Source organism: Lysobacter yananisis (assembly GCF_031199375.1).
Classification (GTDB): Bacteria; Pseudomonadota; Gammaproteobacteria; order Xanthomonadales; family Xanthomonadaceae; genus Lysobacter; species Lysobacter yananisis.
Window position 1 is genome coordinate 3,268,558 of sequence record NZ_CP133568.1, and the last position, 23,095, is coordinate 3,291,652.

Here is a 23,095-nt window from a genome sequence, read left to right on the forward strand (position 1 = left end):
AAGCCGCGACGTTAGCCGCGTTTGCGCACGGCGCAGGTGAACGCGAGGTCCAGGCGGCGTTAACAAGCGCAGCTAGGGACGGGCCGGCCCCTGCAGCGGCGCCGGCGCTTCGCCCTTGCGCTGGCGCCGCGCCATCGCCAGGGTCATCGCGGCGAAGTCGACCGCGAAGCCGTCCATGTCGAACACGCCGCTGTCCGCGCGCCGCGCCGCCAGCTCCGCGCGCAGCGCCGCCAGCGCGGCGCGGTCGTTGCCGAGCGCGATCGCGCGGGCGACGAAGGCGGCGTCGTCGGCGACGTTCATGTGGGCCAGGCCGAGGTGGTGGTTGAGGCTGCCGGCCACGCGCGCGGCGAAGGTCGCGCCGGGCACGGTCAACACCGGGCAGCCGGCCCACAGCGCGTCGGAGGCGGTGGTGTGGGCGTTGTAGGGATCGGTGTCGAGGAACAGGTCGGCGTGGCGCAGGCGCGCCAGATAGTCCGGATGCGGCTGCTTGCGCATGAACACCAGCCGCGCCGGATCGAGGCCGCGGCCGGCGGCGAACTCGCGCAGCCGCGCATCGGCGTTGCCGGGGCCCGACAGCAGCCACAGCACGCTGCCGGGCACGCCGCGCAATACCTCCAGCGCGCGCGCCACGCTGCGCGGGTTGAGTTTGTAGCTGTTGTTGAAGCAGCAGAACACCACGTCCTGCGCCGGCAGGCCGCAGGCGGCGCGCCCGGGCGGTTCGGCGACGACGCGGGCGGTGTCGGAGGGCTGGAAGCAGCGCGGCAGCCACGCCGCGGTCTCGCTGAAATCGGCGGCCAGCGCGTCGGGCAGGACGAAGCGGTCGGCCAGCACGTAGTCGATCCACGGCGCCGCGCTGGTGCCGGGGTAGGCCAGCCAGTTGACCTGCACCGGCGCCGGCCGCATCGCCAGCACCTCCGGCGCGCCGCCGCCGCCCCAGCCGCGCAGGTCGAACAGCACGTCGACGCCGGCGCGGCGGATCGCGTCGGCGACCATGGCGTGCGGCTGTTGCGCGACCTCGTGCAGGACGTCGGCGGCGGCGCCGAGGCGGCGCCGGATCGCGCTGCCGTCGTCGCGGTTGAGCGCGAACAGGTGCAGCTCCAGGCCGCCGCGGCGGCGCAGCGCTTCGAACAGGGCCACCGTCAGCAAGCCGGTGGGATGGTTGCCGAAGCCGTTGGACAGGAAGCCGGCGCGCACCGGCGCTTGCGCGTCGCGCGCGGGCGCCGGCGGCAGCGGCCGCACCGCGCGCGCGATCACCGCGGCGCGCAGCGCGGCGCAGCGGCGCTGTTCGGCGGCGCTGGCGTCTTCGCTGAGGAACGCGAACGGCTCCACCGAGGCCTGCGCGCGCGCCACCGCGTCGCGCACCTGGCGCGCGAGGCGGTCGAGATCGCGCCAATCGCACAGGCGCCGGCGCCAGGCCAACAGATAGGACGCCAGCTGCGGCTCCTGCGGCGCCAGTGCATAGGCGTGGGCGTAGGCGGCGAGTGCGCCCTCGGCGTCGCCGATGTCTTCCAGCGCGTGCGCCAGCCACACTGCGATGCCGGGATGCTGCGGCGCCGCGCGCGCGGCTGCGCGCAGGCTCTGCACCGCGTCCTCGCGGCGGCCGAGCATCCAGTGCGCGCGGCCCAGCCGCGCGAGCGCCTCGGGATGGCCGGGACGCAGCGCCAGCGCGCGCCGCGCGGCGGCTTCGCCGGAGGCGGCGTCGCCGGCGTCGAGTTCATGCTCGGCCAGCATCACCCAGCCCATCGCGTCGTCGGGACGCGCGCGCAGGGCCTGGCGCAGGGCGGGGCGCGGATCGGTCACGGCGCTCAGGCCTGCGCCAGCGGCAGCTGGTAACGCTGGGTGCCGTCGAAGCGCCGCCAGCCGGCGGCGTCGTACAGCGCCTGGGCCTGGGCGTTGTCGTGGTCGGTTTCCAGTTCCAGGCGCGCGGCGCCGTCGGCGCGCGCGAACGCGGCGGCGGCGTCGAGCAGGGCGCGGGCGACGCCGCGGCGGCGCGCGTGCGGCTCGACGAACAGATCGTTGAGCACCCACACCCGCGCCGCGCGCACCGAGGAGAAGGTCGGATACAGCTGGACGAAGCCGGCGCCGTCGGCGCCGTCGAGCGCGGCCAGCAGCAGCACCGAATCGCCGCGCTGCAGGCGTTCGCCGATGAAGGCGCGCGAGACCGCGGCGTCGTCGCGCCGGGTATAGAAATGCCGGTAGCGGTCGAACAGCGGCGCGACCAGGTCGAGATCGGCGGAACGGGCGCGGCGGATGGCGAGGCTCATGCGGACGTCGGCGCGGCGGGGAAGGGCCGATTATGGCCGCAGGCCGGGGGCAGCGTCATGACTTGCGACGGCCGGTCGCGGCGGCCCGGGCGCCGTCGATGCGCGCGATCTACCTGTAGGAGCGGCGCGAGCCGCGACCGCGACAATGCAATTACGCCGAAGCCTGCGCAATGCTTGCGTTGTCGCGGTCGCGGTCGCGCCGCTCCTGCAGGGGGGGCGCCGCAGTGTCGGTCGGCGGATGAGGCGTGGCCGCTCCGCGACTGCTGCGCAGGTTTCGATGTGGTTGTGTTGTCGCGGTCGCGGCTCGCGCCGCTCCTACAGGTGGACGCCGGGATTACGTGTTGGCCGACAGCCGCGCCAGTTCGTCGGCCTGGTGCTCGTGCAGCAAGCGTCCGATCAGGCCGTCCAGGTCGCCGGCGATCACATTCGGCAGGTCGTACAAGGTCAGCCCCTCGACCCGGTGGTCGGTGATCCGGCCCTGCGGGAAGTTGTAGGTGCGGATGCGCTGGCTGCGGTCGCCGCTGCCGACCTGCAGGCGTCGGTCCTGCGCCTGCGCGGCGGCGGCCTTGGCCGCGGCGGCGTCGGCGAGCATCGCCTGCAGGCGCTTGAGCGCCTTGTCGCGGTTGGCGTGCTGGCTGCGCTCGGTCTGGTTCTCGACCACCACGCCGCTGGGGACGTGGGTGATGCGGATCGCCGATTCGGTCTTGTTGACGTGCTGGCCGCCGGCGCCGGAGGAACGGAAGGTGTCGATTTTCAGGTCGGCCGGGTTGATCTCGATCGGCTCGCCTTCCGGCTCCACCGCGATGATCGCCACGGTCGCGGCCGAGGTGTGGATGCGGCCCTGCGATTCGGTCTCCGGCACGCGCTGCACGCGGTGGGTGCCGGATTCGAACTTGAGCCTGGAATACGCGCCGCGGCCTTCGACCCGGGCAATGACTTCCTTGTAGCCGCCGTGCTCGCCGGGATTGGTCGACTCGACCTCGACCTTCCAGCCCTGGCGTTCGGCGTAACGCGAATACATCCGGAACAGGTCGCCGGCGAAGATCGCCGCCTCGTCGCCGCCGGTGCCGGCGCGCACTTCCAGGTACAGGTCGCCGTCGTCGCGCGGGTCCCTGGGGATCAGGTGCGCCATCAGCTCGACGTCGAGCCGTTGCAGCCGTTCCTGCGCGGAGGCGATTTCTTCCTCGGCCAGCTCGCGCAGTTCCGGGTCGGCGCGCATCGCTTCGGCCGCGGCGAGGTCGGCCTTGGCCTGCGCCTCGGCGGCCAGCGCCAGCGCCACCGGTTCGAGCTGGGCGAACTCGCGCGAGCATTTGCGGAAGCGCTCGTTGTCGCCGATCACGCCGGGGTCGGCGAGCAGGCGTTCGAGCTCTTCGCGGCGCTCGGCCAGGGCTTCGAGTTTGCGGCGCAGGCTGGGAGTCATTGGGGCAGGAGATAGGGAGCAGGAGATAGGAAACAGAAACAACGCGGACGTCGGCGACTGGAAGTCGCTAACGATCGCGCAGCGATTCGGCTTGCGCCGTTTCGCTGTCTCCGGTTCCCGGTTCCTGGCTCCGGATTCCCATCCCGCCGGCCGCGGGGAACAGTTTGTCGGCCGCGCGCGCGAGTTCCGGATTGCCGGTCAGCGCCGCTTCGCGCAGCGCGATCGTCGGCGCGTGCAGCAAGCGGTTGGTCAGGGTATGGGCGAGGAAGTTGAGCACTTCGCCGGGGTCCTGGCCCGCGGCGAGCTGCGCCTGCGCCTTGGCCAGCACTTCCTCGCGCGCGGCCTCGCCGTGGTCGCGCAGGCGCTTGATCGGCGCGGTGCGGGTGCTCGCCGCCAGGGTCTCGACGAAGCGCGCCACCTGCAGCTCGACGATGGCCTCGGCCTCGGTCGCCGCCTCGCGGCGGCTGCGGCGGTTGTCCTCGATCGCGCGTTCCAGGTCGTCCACGGTGTACAGGAACACGTCCTTCAACTCGGCCACGTCGGCGGCGATGTCGCGCGGCACGGCCAGGTCCAGCAGCAGCATCGGCCGGTGCTTGCGCGCGGCCAGCGCCGCGGCGACCTGCGGCTTGCGCAGGATCGGTTCGCGGCTGGCGGTGGCCGACAACACGATGTCGGCCTCGGCCAGATGGCGTTCGAGTTCGCTCAGCGGCAGCGCCACGCCGCCGTGGCGGGTGGCCAGGTCCTGGGCGTGGGCGAGGGTGCGGTTGGCGATCAGCAGGCGCTTCGCCTTGGCCTGGACCAAGTGGCGCGCGGCCAGTTCGACGGTCTCGCCGGCGCCGACCAGCAGCACGCTGGAATCTTCCAGGCGCGCGAACGATTCCTGCGCCAGCCGCACCGCGGCCGAGGCCACCGACACCGGATTGGCGCCGATGCGGGTGTCGGTGCGCGCGCGCTTGGCGGTCGAGAACGCCTGCTGGAACAGCCGGTCGAGTTGGCCGCCGAGGGTGCCTGCGCCGCGCGCGGCGGCCCAGGCGTCCTTGACCTGGCCGAGGATCTGCGGCTCGCCGAGCACCAGCGAATCCAGGCCGGTGGCGACCCGGAACAGATGGCGCACGGCCTCGGCGTCGCGATGGCGGTAGAGGTAGCCGTGCAGGTCGCCGGCATCGTCGGGATGACGGGCCAGCCAGTCGGCCAGGGCACGGCCGTCGTCCTCGGCGACCGCGTAGATCTCGGTGCGGTTGCAGGTCGACAACAGCGCCACCTCGCGCACCGGCGCCAGCGCGCGCAGCGACGCCAGCGCCGCCGGCACCGCGTCGCCGGCGAACGCCACCCGTTCGCGCAGGCTGACCGGCGCGGTCTGGTGGTTGAGGCCGAGGACGAACAGGCTCATGGACGGGGGCGTCGCGCTACCGGGGCGCACGCGCGCGCGGCCGTCCCGCGGCGGCGGGAAAGTTCCATCGGACGGCGGCGTGCGCGGGACATCGGTTCAGGCGCTTGCGATAAGCTGCGGGCTGCTGAAGGCCGCCATTCTACCGGCCCACTGGTCCCCCCGTGTCTTCCCACGATTCGATTTGCTCGATCGGTCCGATAGGCAGCGCCGAAGACAGACCCCAGCACGGCCGCGCCGGCCGCCTCGCCGCGGCGCTGTTGCTGGCCGTGTGCGGCTGGAGCGCCGGCGCCGCGTCCGCCGCGGCGCCGGCCGCCGAGCCCAGTGCCGCGGCGCTGGCCGCGACCCGCGCCACGGTCCAGGCGCAGGCCGCCAAGGACCCGGTCGGCGCCTCGCTGGAGCCGCTGCTGGCCGGCGAGTTCGCGCTGCAGGCGGGCCGGTTGAACGAAGCCGCCGAGTCCTACCTGCAGGCCGCGCGCGCGGCAGCCGACCCGGTCCTGGCCGAACGCGCCACCACCATCGCCCTGGTCGCGCGCCAGGACGCGGTGGCCGCCGATTCGCTGGCGCTGTGGCGCAAGCTCGGCGGCCAGGGCTCGGTCTACGCCGCGGCCGAGGCGACCCTGTCGCTGCGCCGCGGCGACGAACGCGCCGCGCTGCGCCAGCTCAACGCGCTGATGACCTCCGAGCCCGAGACCGGCTGGCGCCAGGCGCTGGGCGTGCTCACCGCCGGTTCCAAGGACCCCAAGCAGACCGCGCGGATGGTCGAGAAGATCGTCGCGGGCGGGCGCCTGCCGCCGCGCAACCTGATGGCCTGGGTCGCCTTCGGCGGCCTGTCCCAGCGCCTGGACCAGCCCAAGCTCACCGACCGCATCGTCGAGGAAGTGGTCAAGCGCTTCCCCGGCGAGCCGCGGGTGGCGCTGCTGCGGGTCAGCCAGATGCGCGACGAAGGCAAGAGCGACGAGGCCGCCAAACTGCTGGCGACCCTGGTGCCGCTGGCCGACGGCGACAACAACCTGCGCGCGCTGATCGCCGAGCAGTACGAAGGCCTCAACGATTTCCAGAACGTCGCCGCGGTGCTCGCGCGCGGCCCGCAGGACGACCAGACCTACGCCCTGCGCGCGTCCTACCTGGCCCGCGCCGACGACAAGCCGACCCTGACCGCGCTGTACGACGAACTCAGCGCCAGCGCGACCAAGCCCGACCCGGCCCGGCGCCTGCTGCTGGGCCAGCTGGCCGAGTACCTGGAGCGCTACGACGAAGCGCTGGGCTGGTACCGCGGCGTGCCCGGCGGCCCGCAGCGCGAGCTGGCGCGGCTGCGCGCGGCCAACATGCTGCACAAGCTCAAGCGCGCCGACGAAGCCTACGGCGCGCTGCGCGCGATCCAGTCCGACGCCTCGGCCGAGGACGACACCCGCCGCGACGCCTACATCCTGGAAGCCAACCTGCGCGCCGAGGACAAGAACATCGGCGGCGAGAACGAGGCCTTCGCCCGCGGCCTGGCCGCGTTCCCGGACGAGCCGGAGATCCTCTACGCGCGCGCCCTGAGCTGGGAACGCCGCGACGACGTCGCCCGCGCCGAAGCCGATTTCCGCCGCATCCTGGTCGCCGAGCCCGACAGCGTCGCCGCGCTCAACGCGCTCGGCTACACCCTGGCCGACCGCACCAACCGTTACCAGGAAGCGCTGGAATTGATCGAGCGCGCGCGCGCCGCCGAGCCGGACAACGCCGCCATCGTCGACAGCTACGGCTGGGTGCTGTATCGCCTGGGCCGGGTCAAGGAGGCCGAAGTCGAACTGCGCCGCGCCCTGACCATGCAGAAGGACGCCGAGATCGCCGCGCACCTGGCCGAACTGCTGTGGGAGACCGGCCGCCGCGACGAAGCGCGCAAGTACTTCGAGCAGGGCCGCAAGATCGATGCCGAAAACCGCTCGCTGCAGCGGGCGCTGAAGAAGTACGGGGTATGAGTGCGATGGCAGAGACGGCGGTCGCCGCCCGCGTCCGCCTGGTCGCGGGACTGCTGCTGACCGCCGTGCTGGCGGCCTGCGCCGGGCCGGGCGTTCGTCCCGGCGCGCCGGCGGGGCAGGTGGTGCCGGCCGCGGACGCGGCCGAACGCGAGGCCGCGCGCTCGGCCCGCGTGCGCGCCGCGGCCGACTGGTCGCTGACCGGCCGCATCGCGGTGTCCAACGCCGGCAAGGGCGGCAGCGGCCGGATCGAATGGAGCCAGCGCGGCGCCGGCTTCGATGTCGCCCTGAGCGCGCCGGTCACCCGTCAGAGCTGGCGCCTGAGCGGCGCGCCCGGCGGTGCCCGCCTGGAAGGTCTCGACGGCGGCCCGCGCGAAGGCGCGGATGCGGCCGAGCTGCTGTTCCAGGCCACCGGCTGGGACATTCCGGTCGCCGCGCTCGGCGATTGGCTGCGCGGCCTGCCCGCGGGCGGCGACGGCGGCGATGCCCGCATCGTTCCCGGCCCCGACGGCCGTCCGCAATCGATCGCCCAGGGCGGCTGGACCATCGCCTACGAATGGCCCGCCACCGGCGACCTGCCCACGCGCCTGGACGCGCGCCGCGACTCGGCGCGGGTGCGGCTGATCGTCGATCGATGGCAGGGCGGGGCGGCCGAAGCCGCGACGCCCTGAGCCGCCGCCGCGGCGGCGACTTACTGAACCGAACCCGGACGGCGCGGCCGTCCCAGCGATGCCGACGATGCCCCACGATTTCAACGATCCCGCCTGGTCGGCCTGGCCGGCTCCGGCCAAGCTGAACCTGTTCCTGCGCATCGTCGGCCGCCGCGCCGACGGCTACCACCTGCTGCAGACCGTGTTCCGTCTCCTCGACTGGGGCGACACCATCCGCCTGCGTCCGCGCAGCGATGGCCGCATCGTCCGCCACGGCGGCTCGGTGGCCGGCGTGGCCGAGGCCGACGATCTCACCGTGCGCGCCGCACTGGCGTTGCAAACGGCGTCTAATTGCGGACAAGGTGTCGACATCGTCATCGAAAAGCGCATTCCGGCTGGGGGTGGTTTTGGTGGCGGTTCGTCCGATGCTGCGACCGTCCTGGTGGCCCTGGACGTGCTCTGGGGCACCGATCTGGGCGTCGAAACGCTGGCCGAACTGGGCCTGCGCCTGGGCGCCGATGTGCCGGTGTTCGTGCGCGGCGACAATGCCTGGGCCGAGGGCGTGGGCGAAGACCTGCGCCCGGTCGCGCTGGCCCCGGCCTGGTATGTGCTCGCCGACCCCGGCGTCCACGCCCCGACCGCGGCGCTTTTTCGATCCCCTGAATTGACGCGCGATGCCGCGCCCGCGACAATGTCGGACTTCGTTTCGGGTAGACCGCTCGGGAATGCGTTCGAGCTGGTGCTGCGCCAGCGCGAGGCCGCCGTCGAGGCCGCCTTCGCCGCTTTGGCGCGGATCGGCTCGCCACGCCTGACCGGGTCCGGCAGCGGCTGTTTCGTCGAGTTCGCCACGCGCGAATCCGCCGAAGCGGCGCTGGCGGAACTGCCGCCGGGCCTGCGCGCCTGGACGGCGGCCGGGGCGCAGCGTTCGCCGCTGCGCATCGCGCTCGAAGCCCGCCGGCGCGGCTGAACCGCAGGTTCGCTCCCGTCGCGCGGCACGTTCGGTTCCAGCTCGCGTTGCAAATCAGGTTTCCGCAGGGGCGTCGCCAAGAGGCCCAAGGCACCGGGTTTTGATCCCGGCATTCGTAGGTTCGAATCCTACCGCCCCTGCCACACACAAGGGATTGGAGATTTGGGATTCGCGATTCGTAAAAGGCAGGACCTCGCAGCCGCCGCTACGAATCCCGAATCCCAAATCCCGAGTCCCGGTCTCAAGACAGTGCAAAACGATCGCAACCTGCTGGTTTTCAGCGGCAACGCCAACCGCCCGCTCGCGCAAGCCGTGTGCAAGGAGCTGGGCATCCGGCTCGGCAAGGCCCTGGTCGGGCGCTTCTCCGACGGCGAAGTGCAGGTCGAGATCGAAGAGAACGTGCGCCGCCAGGAAGTGTTCGTCATCCAGCCGACGAACGCGCCGACGGCCGAGAATTTCATGGAACTGCTGGTCCTGATCGACGCGCTCAAGCGCGCCTCGGTGGCCAGCGTGACCGCGGTGGTGCCGTACTTCGGCTACGCCCGCCAGGATCGCCGCCCGCGCTCCTCGCGCGTGCCGATCACCGCCAAGGTCGCGGCCAAGATGTTCGGCGCGGTCGGCGCCGACCGGGTGCTCACGGTCGATCTGCATGCGGATCAGATCCAGGGCTTCTTCGACATCCCGGTCGACAACGTCTACGCCTCGCCGCTGCTGCTCGCCGACATCTGGCGCGCGCACGGTACCGACAACCTGATCGTGGTGTCCCCGGACGTCGGCGGCGTGGTGCGCGCGCGAGCGATCGCCAAGCGCCTGGACGACGCGGACCTGGCGATCATCGACAAGCGCCGCCCGCGCGCCAACGTCGCCACGGTGATGAACATCATCGGCGACGTGTCGGGCAAGACCTGCGTGCTGGTCGACGACATCGTCGACACCGCCGGCACCCTGTGCGCCGCCGCGGCGGCGCTCAAGGCGCAGGGCGCGCAGAAGGTCGTGGCCTACTGCACCCACCCGGTGCTGTCGGGCGCGGCCATCGACAACGTGACCAAGTCGCAGCTGGACGAGCTGGTGGTGACCGACACCATCCCGCTGACCGCCGCGGCCCGGGCCACCGGCCGCATCCGCCAGCTCAGCGTGGCCGAGCTGCTGGCCGAGACGATCCGCCGCATCGCCTTCGGCGAGTCGGTCAGCTCGCTCTACGTCGACTGATCCACCCCGATTCGTTTCAAGGCTCATCTGGTCGCGGATGAGCTTCCCCGCCGCCGCGAGGCGGTTCCAACGCTGTAAACACCGAGTACACGCAAATGTCCGAACACACCATCAAGGCCACTGGCCGCAATGTCGAGGGGAAGGGTGCGAGCCGCCGCCTGCGTCATGCCGCCAGCATCCCGGCCATCGTCTACGGCGGCAGCGCCGCGCCGCAGCCGATCCAGCTTGAGCACGAGAAGATCTGGCTGGCCAGCCAGCACGAGTGGTTCTACTCGTCGATCCTGAACCTCGACGTCGACGGCAAGGTCGAGCAGGTCCTGCTGCGCGACATGCAGCGCCACCCGTTCAAGCAGATCATCATGCACCTGGACTTCCAGCGCGTGGACGCCAACCAGGCGCTGCGCGTGGCGGTGCCGCTGCACTTCCTCAACGAAGACAAGTCGCCGGCCGGCAAGTCCGCCGACGTCGTGGTCACCCACGAGCTCAACGAAGTCGAAGTGTCCTGCCTGCCGAAGGACCTGCCGGAGTTCATCGAGATCGACCTGTCCGAGCTGAAGGTCGGCGACATCGTCCACCTGTCGGACCTCAAGCTGCCGAAGGGCGTCGAGATCCCCGAGCTGAAGCTGGGCAAGGAACACGACGTCGCCATCGTCATCGCCAAGCACGGCAAGGAAGAGGCCGAGCCGGCCGAAGACGCGCCGGCCGCGGACGTGCCGGCCGCCAAGGTCGCCAAGAAGGACGAAGACAAGAAGTGATCGCCGGCCGGCGCGCCGTAGCCGGCGCGCCGGTCCGCGTTTGCGGACTGTCCTGAGTTCATGGCGGGATTGCGCCTGATCGTCGGCCTGGGCAACCCCGGTGCCGAATACACCCGGACCCGGCACAACGCCGGGTTCTGGTTTGTGGACGCCCTGAACGAGAAGTTCGGCGGCCGCTTCGGCCTGGAGTCCAAGCTGTTCGGCGAGACCTCGAAGATCGAGATCGCCGGCAAGCCGGTGTGGCTGCTGAAGCCGGCCACCTTCATGAACCTCTCCGGCAAGTCGGTCACCGCCGCGCTGCGCTACTGGAAGATCGAGCCCGAGGAAGCGCTGCTGGCGCACGACGAGCTCGACCTCGCGCCCGGCACCGCCCGGCTCAAGTTCGACGGCGGCCACGGCGGCCAGAACGGCCTGCGCGACACCATCCAGTTGCTCGGCCACGGCAAGTTCCACCGCCTGCGCCTGGGCATCGGCCATCCCGGCCACAAGGACAAGGTCACCCCGTGGGTGCTCGGCCGTCCCGGCAAGGACGACGAGGCCACGATCCTTCGCGCCATCGACGAGGCCATCGACGTCATGCCGCTGGCGGCGCAGGGCAACTTCATGGATGCGATGACGCGGTTGCACACCGCGAAATGAAGCGGGCGCGGGGCAGGGCGCGGAGCGCAGGCTCCCCGGTTCCCGGCCTCGCCCACAAGATTTCCTGGCGGGAGCTGCGCGCTCGCAGCGATACGCGCGGTTCCTCGCGCGGCTCCCACTCCCCAATCCTTCTCTCTATTCCCGGACTCAGCACCCATGGGCATCAAATGCGGCATCGTCGGCCTGCCTAACGTCGGCAAGTCGACCCTGTTCAACGCGCTGACCAAGGCGGGCATCGCCGCGGCCAACTTCCCGTTCTGCACGATCGAGCCCAACGTCGGCGCGGTGCCGGTGCCGGATCCGCGGCTCAACGCGCTGGCCGAGATCGTCAAGCCGCAGAAGCTGATCCCGACCGCGGTCGAGTTCGTCGACATCGCCGGCCTGGTCGCCGGCGCCGCCAGCGGGCAGGGCCTGGGCAACAAGTTCCTGGCCCACATCCGCGAGGTCGACGCGATCACCCACGTGGTGCGCTGCTTCGAGCACCCGGACGTGATCCACGTCAATAACAAGGTCGATCCGATCGCCGACATCGAGACCATCGACACCGAGCTGGCCCTGGCCGACCTGGAAAGCGTCGAGAAGGCCCTGCAGCGCGCCGAGCGCTCGGCCAAGACCGGCGACAAGGAAGCGATTGCGCGCAAGGACATCCTCGGCCGCGTCCGCGTCGGCTTGGACGCCGGCAAGCCGGCGCGCGCGCTGGACCTGTCCGAGGACGACAAGGCCGCGCTGCGCGACCTGTTCCTGCTGACCCTCAAGCCGGTTATGTACGTGGCCAACGTGCTCGAGGACGGCTTTGAGAACAATCCGCACCTCGACGCCGTGCGCGCCCGCGCCGTGACCGAGGGCGCCCAGGTGGTGCCGGTCTCGGCGGCCATTGAGGAGGAGCTGAGCCAGCTCGACGACGCCGACCGCGACGCCTTCCTGGCCGACCTGGGCCTGGAAGAGCCGGGCCTCAACCGCCTGATCCGCGCCGGCTACGCCCTGCTGGGCCTGCAGACCTACTTCACCGCCGGGGTCAAGGAAGTGCGCGCCTGGACGGTCCGGGCCGGTTCGACCGCGCCGCAGGCCGCCGCGGTCATCCACACCGACTTCGAGAAGGGCTTCATCCGCGCCGAAACCATCGCCTACGACGATTTCATCAAGTACAAGGGCGAGTCCGGCGCCCGCGACGCCGGCCGTCTGCGCCTGGAAGGCAAGGAATATCGCGTCCAGGAAGGCGATGTCTTGCACTTCCGGTTCAATGTTTGAGTAGACTACGCGCCCCGCTGCCGACGGCTGGAACGCGCCGACGGCGGGGGCGAAAAAAATCCCGCAAGATTTCGTGAAAGTGCGTTGACAAGCTGAAGATCGCACTTCAAAATTACGGGCTCTTCGGAGGGATACCCAAGCGGCCAACGGGGGCAGACTGTAAATCTGCTGGCTTACGCCTTCGGTGGTTCGAATCCACCTCCCTCCACCAGGTTGGCCGGTGCGACGATCGGTTTCATCGATGCGGCGCTCAGGCAAAGCGGTAAAGTTTCAAGGTTGCAAGCTCCAAGATTGCAAGTTCCAACGCTGTAATGGCTGTACGCGGCGCGGGAGTAGTTCAATGGTAGAACCTCAGCCTTCCAAGCTGATGGTGCGGGTTCGATCCCCGTCTCCCGCTCCATTGAATCAACGCCGTCCAGCGCAGCAACAAGTTTCGCTCACGTAGCTCAGTCGGTAGAGCACCTCCTTGGTAAGGAGGAGGTCGAAGGTTCGATTCCTTTCGTGAGCACCATCTTCAAGCGGTACCCGGCTGCTTTACCGGCAGCCAACGCGACACATAGACCAAACACGAGAAGCGATAGCCATGGCCAAGGGTAAGTTCGAGCGCACCAAGCCGCACGTGAACGTCGGCACGATCGGTCACGTCGACCACGGCAAGACCACGCTGACGGCCGCTCTGACCAAGGTCGGCGCCGAGCGTTTCGGTGGCGAGTTCAAGGCGTACGACGCGATCGACGCGGCGCCGGAAGAGAAGGCTCGCGGCATCACGATCTCGACGGCTCACGTCGAGTACGAAAGCCCGAACCGTCACTACGCCCACGTGGACTGCCCGGGCCACGCCGACTACGTGAAGAACATGATCACGGGTGCGGCGCAGATGGACGGCGCGATCCTGGTGTGCTCGGCCGCTGACGGCCCGATGCCGCAGACGCGCGAACACATCCTGCTGTCGCGTCAGGTCGGCGTGCCGTACATCGTCGTGTTCCTGAACAAGGCCGACATGGTGGACGACGCCGAGTTGCTCGAGCTGGTCGAGATGGAAGTGCGCGAGCTGCTGTCGAAGTACGAGTTCCCGGGCGACGACACCCCGATCATCCACGGTTCGGCCCGTCTGGCGCTGGAAGGCGACCAGAGCGACATCGGCGTGCCGGCGATCATCAAGCTGGTCGAGGCGCTGGACAGCTTCATTCCGGAGCCGGAGCGCGCGATCGACAAGCCGTTCCTGATGCCGGTGGAAGACGTGTTCTCGATCTCGGGCCGCGGCACCGTGGTGACCGGCCGTATCGAGCGCGGCATCATCAAGGTGGGCGACGAAATCGAAATCGTCGGCATCCGTCCGACCCAGAAGACCACGGTCACCGGCGTCGAGATGTTCCGCAAGCTGCTGGACCAGGGCCAGGCGGGCGACAACGCGGGCCTGCTGCTGCGCGGCACCAAGCGCGACGACGTGGAGCGCGGCCAGGTGCTGGCGAAGCCGGGTTCGATCACCCCGCACACCGAGTTCGAGGGCGAGGTGTACGTGCTGTCGAAGGACGAAGGCGGCCGCCACACCCCGTTCTTCAAGGGCTACCGTCCGCAGTTCTACTTCCGCACCACCGACATCACCGGCGCGTGCCAGCTGCCGGAAGGCGTCGAGATGGTGATGCCGGGCGACAACGTGAAGATGGTGGTCACGCTGATCAACCCGGTGGCGATGGACGAAGGCCTGCGCTTCGCGATCCGCGAAGGCGGCCGCACCGTCGGCGCCGGCGTGGTGTCGAAGATCGTCAAGTAATCGTTGCACCCCGCGGCGGCCTCAGGGTCGCCGCAGGCCGCGAACGGCGGGCCGGCAACCCGGTCCGCCTTCGTTGTTTAGGGCGCCCTGTTTCGTGGCGACCGGTTTTCGATGACAATGGCCGGCCGGCGGCTCTGCCCCTTGAAGGGCGCCGATCCGGACCCGAGATTTCAGACGTACGCCAGTAGCTCAATTGGCAGAGCAGCGGTCTCCAAAACCGCAGGTTGGGGGTTCGAGTCCCTCCTGGCGTGCCACCTATTACCGAGCCGGTTCGGACGACCCGGCGACTGGCAAGCCATTGAAAGGGCCGCGCAGGATGGGCGGGCTTTCGCGAGGGAATCGCCCCGAGAATGAACAGCAAGGCCGAACAGCACAAATCCAGCGGCGGCAACGCCGGCGACCTCGTCAAGTACGTGCTGGCCCTCGCGCTGGCCGCCGGCGGGGTGTTCGCTTATATCTGGTTCGAGAACTGGAGCGGCCCGCTGCGCGCCGCCGTGGTCGTGGCCGGTCTGGTCGCGGGCGCCGCGGTGTTCATGCTGTCGGCCAAGGGCGCCCAGACCCGCGAGTTCCTGTCCGAGTCGCGCTTCGAGCTGCGCAAGGTGGTCTGGCCGACCCGCGACGAGGCCCTTAAGACCACCTGGGTGGTCATGGTTGCGGTGCTGATCCTGAGCCTGATCCTGTCCGGTTTCGACTGGGTGATCCAGGCGGCGGTCAAGTTCCTGCTGGCGCGCTGAGGACGCTGAGGAGATGACCGAGTTGAATACGCAAGAAAACAAGCGCTGGTACGTGGTCCACGCCTATTCCGGCTTCGAGAAGTCGGTGGCCCAGGCCCTGCGCGACCGCATCGTCCGCTTCGAGATGACCGACCGCTTCGGCGAAGTGCTGGTCCCGACCGAAGAGGTCGTGGAAATGCGCTCCGGCCAGAAGCGCCGCTCCGAGCGCAAGTTCTTCCCGGGCTATGTCCTGGTCCAGATCGCCACCCACGACGAGGCGGGCATTCCCCGCATCGACAGCGAGAGCTGGCACCTGATCAAGGAAACCCCGAAGGTCATGGGCTTCATCGGCGGCACCGCCGACCGCCCGCTGCCGATCCAGGACGTCGAGGCCGACCGCATCCTGCAGCGCGTTCAGGAAGGCGTCGAGAAGCCGCGTCCGAAGGTGCTGTTCGAGCCGGGCGAGATGGTCCGCGTCATCGACGGCCCGTTCGTCGACTTCAACGGCGTGGTCGAAGAGATCAACTACGAAAAGAGCCGCCTGCGCGTCGCGGTGCTCATTTTCGGCCGCTCGACCCCGGTCGAGCTGGAATTCGGCCAGGTCGAAAAAGCCACCTGAGCCGGGTGGGGTGCCTGCGCCGGCCCCGCCGGCCGGCTGCGCCCCACGCCCCCAAAACCTGATATAGTGTGCGGCTCGCTACCCGGCAGGGTGGCAGCCTCAACCGACCAGCCGCCCCGGATCAATCCACGGGCGGCTGTTCGCGCGACAGAAAACGCGATGCCGGAACGCGCGATTTCCGGCCCGATGGGGAGCCTGGGGTCTTAAGGCGCTAGCACCCGGAGAGCACATCAATGGCAAAGAAAGTAGTCGGCTACATCAAGCTGCAGGTCAAGGCCGGTCAGGCCAACCCCTCGCCGCCGGTCGGTCCTGCGCTGGGTCAGCGCGGCCTGAACATCATGGAGTTCTGCAAGGCGTTCAACGCCGCGACCTCCAAGCTCGAGCCGGGTCTGCCGACCCCGGTCATCATCACGGCCTACTCGGACCGTACCTTCACCTTCGTCACCAAGTCGACCCCGGCTTCGGTGCTGCTGAAGAAGGCCGCCGGCATCACCTCCGGCTCCAAGCGCCCGAACACCGACAAGGTGGGCAAGGTCACCCGCGCCCAGCTGGAAGCCATCGCCAAGCAGAAGGAAGCCGACCTGACGGCGGCCGACCTGGATGCCGCGGTGAAGACGATCGCGGGCTCGGCCCGCAGCATGGGCCTGGTGGTGGAGGGTTAAGACATGGCAATGAACAAGCGCGAAAAGGCCATCAAGGCAGCCGTCGTTCCGGGTAAGGCGTACGCCTTCGAAGACGCGGTGAAGATCGTCAAGACCACCACCAAGGCCAAGTTCGTCGAGTCCGTCGACGTCGCCGTGCGCCTGGGCGTGGATGCGAAGAAGTCCGACCAGCAGGTGCGCGGTTCGACCGTGCTGCCGGCCGGCACCGGCAAGACCGTGCGCGTGGCGGTGTTCGCGCCCGCCGGCGCCAAGGCCGACGAGGCCCTGGCCGCGGGCGCCGAAGCCGTCGGCATGGACGACCTGGCCGAGAAGATGCAGGCCGGCGACCTGAACTACGACGTGGTCATCGCCACCCCGGACGCGATGCGCGTGGTCGGTAAGCTCGGCCAGGTGCTCGGCCCGCGCGGCCTGATGCCGAACCCGAAGGTCGGCACCGTGTCGCCGAACCCGGCCGAGGCGGTCAAGAACGCCAAGGGCGGCCAGGTCCGTTACCGCACCGACAAGGCCGGCATCATCCACTGCACCATCGGCAAGGTCTCGTTCGAAGACGGTTCGCTGAAGGACAACCTGCAGGCGCTGCTGATGGACCTGATCAAGGCCAAGCCGTCGACCTCCAAGGGCCAGTACCTGCAGAAGGTCTCGATCAGCTCGACCATGGGTCCGGGCGTGATCGTCGACCAGGCTTCGCTGACGCTCAAGTGACGCAATGGCGCGCTCGCGCATAAGCGCGAGCGCCTTTGCCATTGCGTCATCCCCGCGAAAGCGGGGATCCAGAGCCGCCGAACTCTGGTAGCAAGCGACGAATACCCGGGGCCCGCCTCACCGCGGCCCCCGACCGAAACACAGGCGACCGGCCGCATCACCGCCGTTAGCCGAAATTTTGAGGGCATCGCCTCGGGGCAACCCGAAGCGATAGCCGTCAAAGACCGCAGGCGCGGTCAGCGCGTACCGACGACGGGCACGGAAGCTCGACACGGCAAGGAGTCGCCGTCGGTGCAAGCGAGACCGCTTAATTCGGACTCTTCGGAGCCGGGCCGGCGCAGATGGTGCCCCTTACTGGAATTTTTTCAGGAAAGGCCACCACCCGGGACGCCTGCGGGCGTCCCCGGCGACAAGGACGGTCGCCGCCCAGGACCGCAAGCGGCAGGAGCCGCGAGCGGAGTCAATAAGGCTGGGAATGGGGAACACGGATCGGGACGTCGGGCGGAGCGAAAGCTCAGTCCCCGGCGTCCGGCTCCCGCCCTCGATTCCCGGCTTTCGGAGGAGTGCAATGGCTCTCAATCTGTCTCAGAAGCAAGAAGTAGTCGCCGAGCTGGCAGAAGTCGCCGCGAAGGCCCACTCCTTGATTGCAGCCGAGTACGCGGGCATCACGGTCGGCCAGCTGACCGCGATGCGCAAGAAGGCTCGCGAAACCGGTGTGTACTTGCGTGTCGTCAAGAACACCCTGGCCTCGCGCGCCGTCGCCGGTACCGAATTCGAGTGCGTCCAAGACAAGCTCGTCGGTCCGCTGCTGTATGCGTTCTCGGTGGACGAACCCGGCGCCGCCGGCCGTCTGATCAAGGAATTCGCCAAGGGCAACGACAAGCTCAAGGCTCAGGTCGTCGCCGTGGGCGGTCAGGTCTATCCGGCCAGCCACGTCGAAGTCCTGGCCTCGCTGCCGACCCTGGACCAGGCGCTGGCGATGCTCGCCCGCGTGCTGTCCGAACCCGCCGCGATGTTCGCCCGCGCCGTCAAGGCCGTGGCCGACCAGCAGGGCGGCGGCGAAGTCGCAGCCGAAGCTCCGGCCGAAGCGGAACCGGCGTAATCGCCGCACCGTCTTCGCGACCGCTTCACTGAACCCGATTCGTAAGATCAAATTTTCCTGAGGTTAAACACAATGTCCCTGTCCAACGAACAGATCGTCGACGCCATCGCCGAAAAGAGCCTGATGGAAGTCATGGAACTCGTCCGCGCGATCGAAGAGAAGTTCGGCGTCTCCGCCGCCGCTCCGGTCGTCGCCGGCGTCGCCGCCGAAGCCGCCGCGCCGGTCGAAGAGCAGACCGAGTTCACCGTCGTGCTGAAGGCCGCCGGCGAGAAGAAGGTCGAAGTCATCAAGGCCGTCCGCGCCATCACCGGCCTGGGCCTGAAGGAAGCCAAGGACCTGGTCGAAGGCGCTCCGCAGAACGTCAAGGAAGCCGTCTCCAAGGACGACGCTGCCAAGATGAAGAAGGACCTCGAAGCCGCTGGTGCGACCGTCGAAGTCAAGTAAGCCGTACTTGCGTCGCCGGTTCGTATTGGCGACCAACCGAAGGCTGGGGGCGAAAGCCCCCGGCCTTTGGCCGTTGTAGCGGGATCGCGCATTCCGGATCGGTTCGGGTTTTTTTCCGCGATCCGCGTCCCGTCGTCGTGAGTTGTCAGTCGGAAGTAGCGGGAGAAGGCGTGCTGGTGCCGGCAATACCAGCGACTTCCCACTGGCAATTTTTGCTTTTCAGTCATTAGTCCCCCGAACCGCGGACGCGCGGTTCGCCCGGAAGGCGCCGGCAAGCGGCTTTCCCGGCCCATTAGCTAATCGAGGCGGTAGCTCACCATGACCACAGCTTCCCAGAACTATTCGTTCACCGAAAAGAAGCGCATCCGCAAGGACTTCGGCAAGCGCAAGTCCATCCTCGAAGTACCCTTCCTGCTCGCGATCCAGGTCGATTCCTATCGCGAATTCCTGCAAGAGCACACCGACCCGGCCAAGCGCGCCGACCGCGGCCTGCACGCCGCGCTGAAGTCGGTGTTCCCGATCTCCAGCTACAGCGGCAACGCCGCGCTCGAGTACGTGGGCTACAAGCTCGGCGACCCGGTGTTCGACGAGCGCGAATGCCGCAACCGCGGGCTGTCCTACGGCGCTCCGCTGCGCGTGACCGTGCGCCTGGTGATCTACGACCGCGAGTCCTCGACCAAGGCGATCAAGTACGTCAAGGAGCAAGAGGTCTACATGGGCGAGATCCCGCTCATGACCGACAACGGCACCTTCATCGTCAACGGCACCGAGCGCGTCATCGTCTCGCAGCTGCACCGTTCGCCGGGCGTGTTCTTCGACCACGACCGCGGCAAGACCCACAGCTCGGGCAAGCTGCTGTACAGCGCCCGAATCATCCCCTACCGCGGCTCCTGGCTGGACTTCGAGTTCGACCCGAAGGACGCGGTGTTCACCCGTATCGACCGCCGCCGCAAGCTGCCGGTCACCGTGCTGCTGCGCGCGCTCGGTTACGGCAACGAGGAGATGCTGAACAAGTTCTTCGAGATCAACACCTTCCACATCATGCCCGAGGGCGTGCAGTGGGAGCTGGTCTCCGAGCGCCTGCGCGGCGAAACCCTGGACTTCGACCTGGCCGACGGCGACCGCGTGATCGTCGAGGCCGGCAAGCGCGTGACCGCGCGCCACGTCAAGCAGATGGAGCAGTCGGGCATCTCCGCCCTGGCCGTGCCGGACAGCTACCTGATGGGCCGCATCCTGTCGCACGACGTCGTCGACACCAAGACCGGCGAGCCGCTGGCCTCGGCCAACGACGAGATCAACGAAGACCACCTGCAGGCCTTCCGTAAGGCCGGCATCGACCAGATCGGCACGATCTGGGTCAACGACCTCGACCGCGGTCCGTACATCTCCAACACCCTGCGCATCGACCCGACCAAGACCCAGCTCGAGGCCCTGGTCGAGATCTACCGCATGATGCGTCCGGGCGAGCCGCCGACCAAGGACGCCGCGCAGAACCTGTTCCACAACCTGTTCTTCACCTTCGAGCGCTACGACCTCTCGGCCGTGGGCCGGATGAAGTTCAACCGCCGCATCGGCCGCAAGGAAACCATCGGCGCCTCGGTGCTGTACGACGCGAAGTACTTCGCCGATCGCAAGGACGACGAGTCCGCGCGCCTGCGCAACGAGCTGGGCGACACCTCCGACATCCTCGACGTCATCCGCACCCTGACCGAGATCCGCAACGGTCGCGGCGTAGTCGACGACATCGACCACCTCGGCAACCGCCGCGTGCGTTCGGTCGGCGAAATGGCCGAGAACACCTTCCGCGTCGGCCTGGTCCGCGTCGAGCGCGCGGTCAAGGAGCGCCTGTCGATGGCCGAGTCCGAAGGCCTGACCCCGCAGGAGCTGATCAACGCCAAGCCGGTGGCCGCCGCGATCAAGGAGTTCTTCGGCTCTTCGCAGCTGTCGCAGTTCATGGACCAGAACAACCCGCTGTCGGAAGTCACCCACAAGCGCCGCGTCTCCGCGCTGGGCCCGGGCGGCCTGACCCGCGAGCGCGCCGGCTTCGAAGTGCGCGACGTGCACCCGACCCACTACGGCCGCGTCTGCACCATCGAAACGCCGGAAGGCCCGAACATCGGCCTGATCAACTCGCTGGCGGTGTTCGCCCGCACCAACAAGTACGGCTTCCTCGAGACGCCGTACCGCAAGGTCGTGGACGGCAAGGTCACCGAGGACGTCGAGTTCCTGTCGGCGATCGAAGAGAACGAGTACGTCATCGCCCAGGCCAACGCGCCGCAGGACGACAAGGGCATGATCACCGCCCAGTTCGTCGCCTGCCGCTTCCAGGGCGAAACCCTGCTGAAGCCGCCGAGCGAGATCCACTTCATGGACGTCTCGCCGATGCAGACCGTGTCGGTCGCGGCCGCGCTGGTTCCGTTCCTGGAGCACGACGACGCCAACCGCGCGCTGATGGGCGCGAACATGCAGCGCCAGGCCGTTCCGACCCTGCGTTCGCAGAAGCCGCTGGTCGGCACCGGCATCGAGCGCGCCGTGGCGCGCGACTCGGGCGTGACCGTCAACGCGCTGCGCGGCGGCGTGATCGAGCAGGTCGACGCGGGCCGCATCGTGGTCAAGGTCAACGAGGAGGAGATCTCCGCGGTGACCGACGCCGGCGTCGACATCTACAACCTGATCAAGTACACGCGTTCGAACCAGAACACCTGCATCAACCAGCGTCCGCTGGTGAAGGTGGGCGACGTGATCGCGCGCGGCGACGTGCTGGCCGACGGTCCCTCGACCGACATCGGCGAGCTCGCGCTCGGCCAGAACATGCTGGTCGCGTTCATGCCGTGGAACGGCTACAACTTCGAAGACTCGATCCTGCTCTCCGAGCGCGTGGTCGAAGAGGATCGCTACACCACGATCCACATCGAAGAGCTGACCTGTTCGGCGCGCGACACCAAGCTGGGGCCGGAAGAGATCTCCGCCGACATCCCGAACGTCTCCGAGCAGGCGCTGAACCGCCTCGACGAGTCGGGCGTGGTGTACATCGGCGCCGAGGTCCGCGCCGGCGACATCCTGGTCGGCAAGGTCACCCCGAAGGGCGAGTCGCAGCTGACTCCGGAAGAGAAGCTGCTGCGCGCGATCTTCGGCGAGAAGGCGTCCGACGTTAAGGACAGCTCGCTGCGCGTGCCGCCGGGCATGGACGGCACCGTCATCGACGTGCAGGTCTTCACCCGCGACGGCATCGAGAAGGACAAGCGCGCCCGCCAGATCGAAGAGTCGGAAATCCGCCGGGTCAAGAAGGACTTCGACGACCAGTTCCGCATCCTCGAAGCGGCGATCTACGACCGCCTGCGCTCGCAGCTGATCGGCAAGACCGCCAACGGCGGCGCCGGCCTGAAGAAGGGCGACACCGTCACCTCGCTGGTGCTGGACGGCCTGAAGAAGACCGACTGGTTCACCCTGCGCATGAAGGACGAGGAAGCGATCGAGGCGATCGAGCGCGCGCAGAAGCAGATCGACGTTCACGCCAAGGAATTCGAACGCCGTTTCGCCGACAAGCGCGCCAAGATCACCCAGGGCGACGACCTGGCTCCGGGCATCCTCAAGACGGTCAAGGTGTTCCTGGCGGTCAAGCGCCGCATCCAGCCGGGCGACAAGATGGCCGGCCGTCACGGCAACAAGGGCGTGGTCTCGACCATCGTTCCGGTCGAGGACATGCCGTACGCGGCCGACGGCCAGACCGTCGACATCGTGCTGAACCCGCTCGGCGTGCCGTCGCGTATGAACATCGGCCAGATCCTCGAAGTGCATCTGGGCTGGGCCGCCAAGGGCCTGGGCCAGAAGATCCAGCGCATGCTGGAGGCGCAGCAGAAGATCGCCGATCTGCGCAAGTTCCTCGACGACGTCTACAACCACGACACCAAGGTGCACGGCCAGCGCGTCGACCTGAAGCAGTTCACCGATGAGGAACTGCTGCGTCTGGCGCGCAACCTGACCGACGGCGTGCCGATGGCGACGCCGGTGTTCGACGGCGCGGCCGAGTCCGAGATCAAGCGCATGCTCGAACTCGCGGAACTGCCGAGCAGCGGCCAGACCGTGCTGCACGACGGCCGCACCGGCGAGGCGTTCGAGCGTCCGGTGACCATCGGCTACATGCACATGCTGAAGCTGAACCACCTGGTCGACGACAAGATGCACGCGCGCTCGACCGGTCCGTACTCGCTCGTCACCCAGCAGCCGCTGGGCGGCAAGGCGCAGTTCGGCGGCCAGCGTTTCGGCGAAATGGAAGTATGGGCGCTGGAAGCCTACGGCGCGGCCTACACCCTGCAGGAAATGCTGACGGTGAAGTCCGACGACGTGCAGGGCCGCAACCAGATGTACAAGAACATCGTCGACGGCGAGTACGAAATGGTCGCCGGCATGCCGGAGTCCTTCAACGTGCTGGTCAAGGAAATCCGCTCGCTCGCGATCAACATGGAGCTGGAAGAGAACTGAGGCAAGCGCAGGCGACAGAGAGCCGGCGGCGAAGGGAATGGCGGCGTAACGCGCGATCCCTCCGCTCCTCCCGGCTCCCTCTCTCCCGCCCTGGTTT

Annotated in this window: 19 protein-coding genes and 5 tRNA genes; 20 read left to right on the forward strand and 4 right to left on the reverse strand. The window is 68.8% G+C overall.

The genetic code is table 11. The annotated features are described in order from the left end of the window. Nucleotides 1–72: 72 nt before the first annotated feature. The 4 genes from RDV84_RS13835 to hemA form a co-directional block, all read right to left on the reverse strand. Entirely contained in the window at nt 73–1,809 is a 1,737-nt protein-coding gene (locus tag RDV84_RS13835; protein WP_425606390.1) for an O-linked N-acetylglucosamine transferase, SPINDLY family protein, read from the reverse strand. After that, the gene (locus tag RDV84_RS13840; protein ID WP_078999560.1) at nt 1,806–2,264 is read right to left on the reverse strand and encodes a GNAT family N-acetyltransferase; all 459 of its coding nucleotides are present in this window, start codon (nt 2,262–2,264) and stop codon (nt 1,806–1,808) included. The genes RDV84_RS13835 and RDV84_RS13840 overlap by 4 nt, the downstream gene beginning before the upstream one ends. A 334-nt stretch (nt 2,265–2,598) precedes the next feature. Continuing rightward, the gene (gene prfA / locus RDV84_RS13845; RefSeq protein WP_309150693.1) at nt 2,599–3,684 is read right to left on the reverse strand and encodes a peptide chain release factor 1; all 1,086 of its coding nucleotides are present in this window, start codon (nt 3,682–3,684) and stop codon (nt 2,599–2,601) included. 67 nt (nt 3,685–3,751) lie between these two features. Then, the gene (gene hemA / locus RDV84_RS13850; protein WP_309150694.1) at nt 3,752–5,074 is read right to left on the reverse strand and encodes a glutamyl-tRNA reductase; all 1,323 of its coding nucleotides are present in this window, start codon (nt 5,072–5,074) and stop codon (nt 3,752–3,754) included. 266 nt (nt 5,075–5,340) lie between these two features. On the opposite strand from hemA, the gene RDV84_RS13855 reads away from it, so the two are divergent. The 20 genes from RDV84_RS13855 (at nt 5,341) to rpoB (ending at nt 22,998) form a co-directional block, all read left to right on the forward strand. Continuing rightward, complete coding sequence (locus RDV84_RS13855) at nt 5,341–7,035, forward strand: tetratricopeptide repeat protein (protein ID WP_425606389.1); 1,695 nt, start codon at nt 5,341–5,343, stop codon at nt 7,033–7,035. Beyond that, a complete protein-coding gene (lolB, locus tag RDV84_RS13860) occupies nt 7,032–7,703 on the forward strand; it encodes a lipoprotein insertase outer membrane protein LolB (RefSeq protein ID WP_309150695.1) in 672 nt (223 codons plus the stop codon). The genes RDV84_RS13855 and lolB overlap by 4 nt, the downstream gene beginning before the upstream one ends. Nucleotides 7,704–7,761: 58 nt before the next feature. Further along, the gene (gene ispE / locus RDV84_RS13865) at nt 7,762–8,649 is read left to right on the forward strand and encodes a 4-(cytidine 5'-diphospho)-2-C-methyl-D-erythritol kinase (RefSeq protein ID WP_309150696.1); all 888 of its coding nucleotides are present in this window, start codon (nt 7,762–7,764) and stop codon (nt 8,647–8,649) included. 66 nt (nt 8,650–8,715) lie between these two features. Further along, nucleotides 8,716–8,792 (forward strand) — tRNA-Gln (locus RDV84_RS13870). 106 nt (nt 8,793–8,898) lie between these two features. Beyond that, a complete protein-coding gene (locus tag RDV84_RS13875) occupies nt 8,899–9,858 on the forward strand; it encodes a ribose-phosphate diphosphokinase (protein ID WP_057948571.1) in 960 nt (319 codons plus the stop codon). Between the two features lie 95 nt (nt 9,859–9,953). Then, nucleotides 9,954–10,613, forward strand: coding sequence for a 50S ribosomal protein L25/general stress protein Ctc (locus RDV84_RS13880; RefSeq protein WP_057948570.1), 660 nt, complete (start codon nt 9,954–9,956; stop codon nt 10,611–10,613). 60 nt (nt 10,614–10,673) lie between these two features. Further along, nucleotides 10,674–11,252, forward strand: coding sequence for an aminoacyl-tRNA hydrolase (gene pth / locus RDV84_RS13885; protein ID WP_057948569.1), 579 nt, complete (start codon nt 10,674–10,676; stop codon nt 11,250–11,252). Nucleotides 11,253–11,408: 156 nt separating this feature from the next. Next, entirely contained in the window at nt 11,409–12,500 is a 1,092-nt protein-coding gene (gene ychF / locus RDV84_RS13890) for a redox-regulated ATPase YchF (protein WP_057948568.1), read from the forward strand. A gap of 125 nt (nt 12,501–12,625) precedes the next feature. Beyond that, nucleotides 12,626–12,711: transfer RNA gene (locus RDV84_RS13895), tRNA-Tyr, on the forward strand. 115 nt (nt 12,712–12,826) lie between these two features. Further along, nucleotides 12,827–12,900: transfer RNA gene (locus tag RDV84_RS13900), tRNA-Gly, on the forward strand. A 35-nt stretch (nt 12,901–12,935) separates the two neighbouring features. Then, nucleotides 12,936–13,011: transfer RNA gene (locus RDV84_RS13905), tRNA-Thr, on the forward strand. A 72-nt stretch (nt 13,012–13,083) separates the two neighbouring features. After that, nucleotides 13,084–14,274, forward strand: a complete 1,191-nt coding sequence (gene tuf, locus RDV84_RS13910) for an elongation factor Tu (protein ID WP_057948556.1) — start codon at nt 13,084–13,086, stop codon at nt 14,272–14,274. Between the two features lie 178 nt (nt 14,275–14,452). Continuing rightward, nucleotides 14,453–14,528, forward strand: a tRNA-Trp gene (locus tag RDV84_RS13915). A gap of 96 nt (nt 14,529–14,624) precedes the next feature. Beyond that, a complete protein-coding gene (gene secE, locus RDV84_RS13920) occupies nt 14,625–15,008 on the forward strand; it encodes a preprotein translocase subunit SecE (protein ID WP_057948567.1) in 384 nt (127 codons plus the stop codon). Between the two features lie 13 nt (nt 15,009–15,021). Next, nucleotides 15,022–15,606, forward strand: coding sequence for a transcription termination/antitermination protein NusG (gene nusG / locus RDV84_RS13925; protein WP_057948566.1), 585 nt, complete (start codon nt 15,022–15,024; stop codon nt 15,604–15,606). A gap of 233 nt (nt 15,607–15,839) precedes the next feature. Next, complete coding sequence (gene rplK, locus RDV84_RS13930; protein WP_057948565.1) at nt 15,840–16,268, forward strand: 50S ribosomal protein L11; 429 nt, start codon at nt 15,840–15,842, stop codon at nt 16,266–16,268. A 3-nt stretch (nt 16,269–16,271) separates the two neighbouring features. Next, entirely contained in the window at nt 16,272–16,970 is a 699-nt protein-coding gene (gene rplA / locus RDV84_RS13935) for a 50S ribosomal protein L1 (protein ID WP_057948564.1), read from the forward strand. Nucleotides 16,971–17,538: 568 nt separating this feature from the next. Further along, nucleotides 17,539–18,072, forward strand: coding sequence for a 50S ribosomal protein L10 (gene rplJ, locus RDV84_RS13940; RefSeq protein WP_309150697.1), 534 nt, complete (start codon nt 17,539–17,541; stop codon nt 18,070–18,072). Nucleotides 18,073–18,144: 72 nt separating this feature from the next. Beyond that, nucleotides 18,145–18,516 carry a 50S ribosomal protein L7/L12 gene (gene rplL, locus RDV84_RS13945; RefSeq protein WP_057948562.1) on the forward strand — a complete coding sequence of 124 codons (372 nt, stop codon included), beginning with the start codon at nt 18,145–18,147 and terminating at the stop codon, nt 18,514–18,516. Nucleotides 18,517–18,834: 318 nt separating this feature from the next. Continuing rightward, the gene (gene rpoB, locus RDV84_RS13950; protein ID WP_057948561.1) at nt 18,835–22,998 is read left to right on the forward strand and encodes a DNA-directed RNA polymerase subunit beta; all 4,164 of its coding nucleotides are present in this window, start codon (nt 18,835–18,837) and stop codon (nt 22,996–22,998) included. The last annotated feature ends 97 nt before the right edge of the window (nt 22,999–23,095 follow it).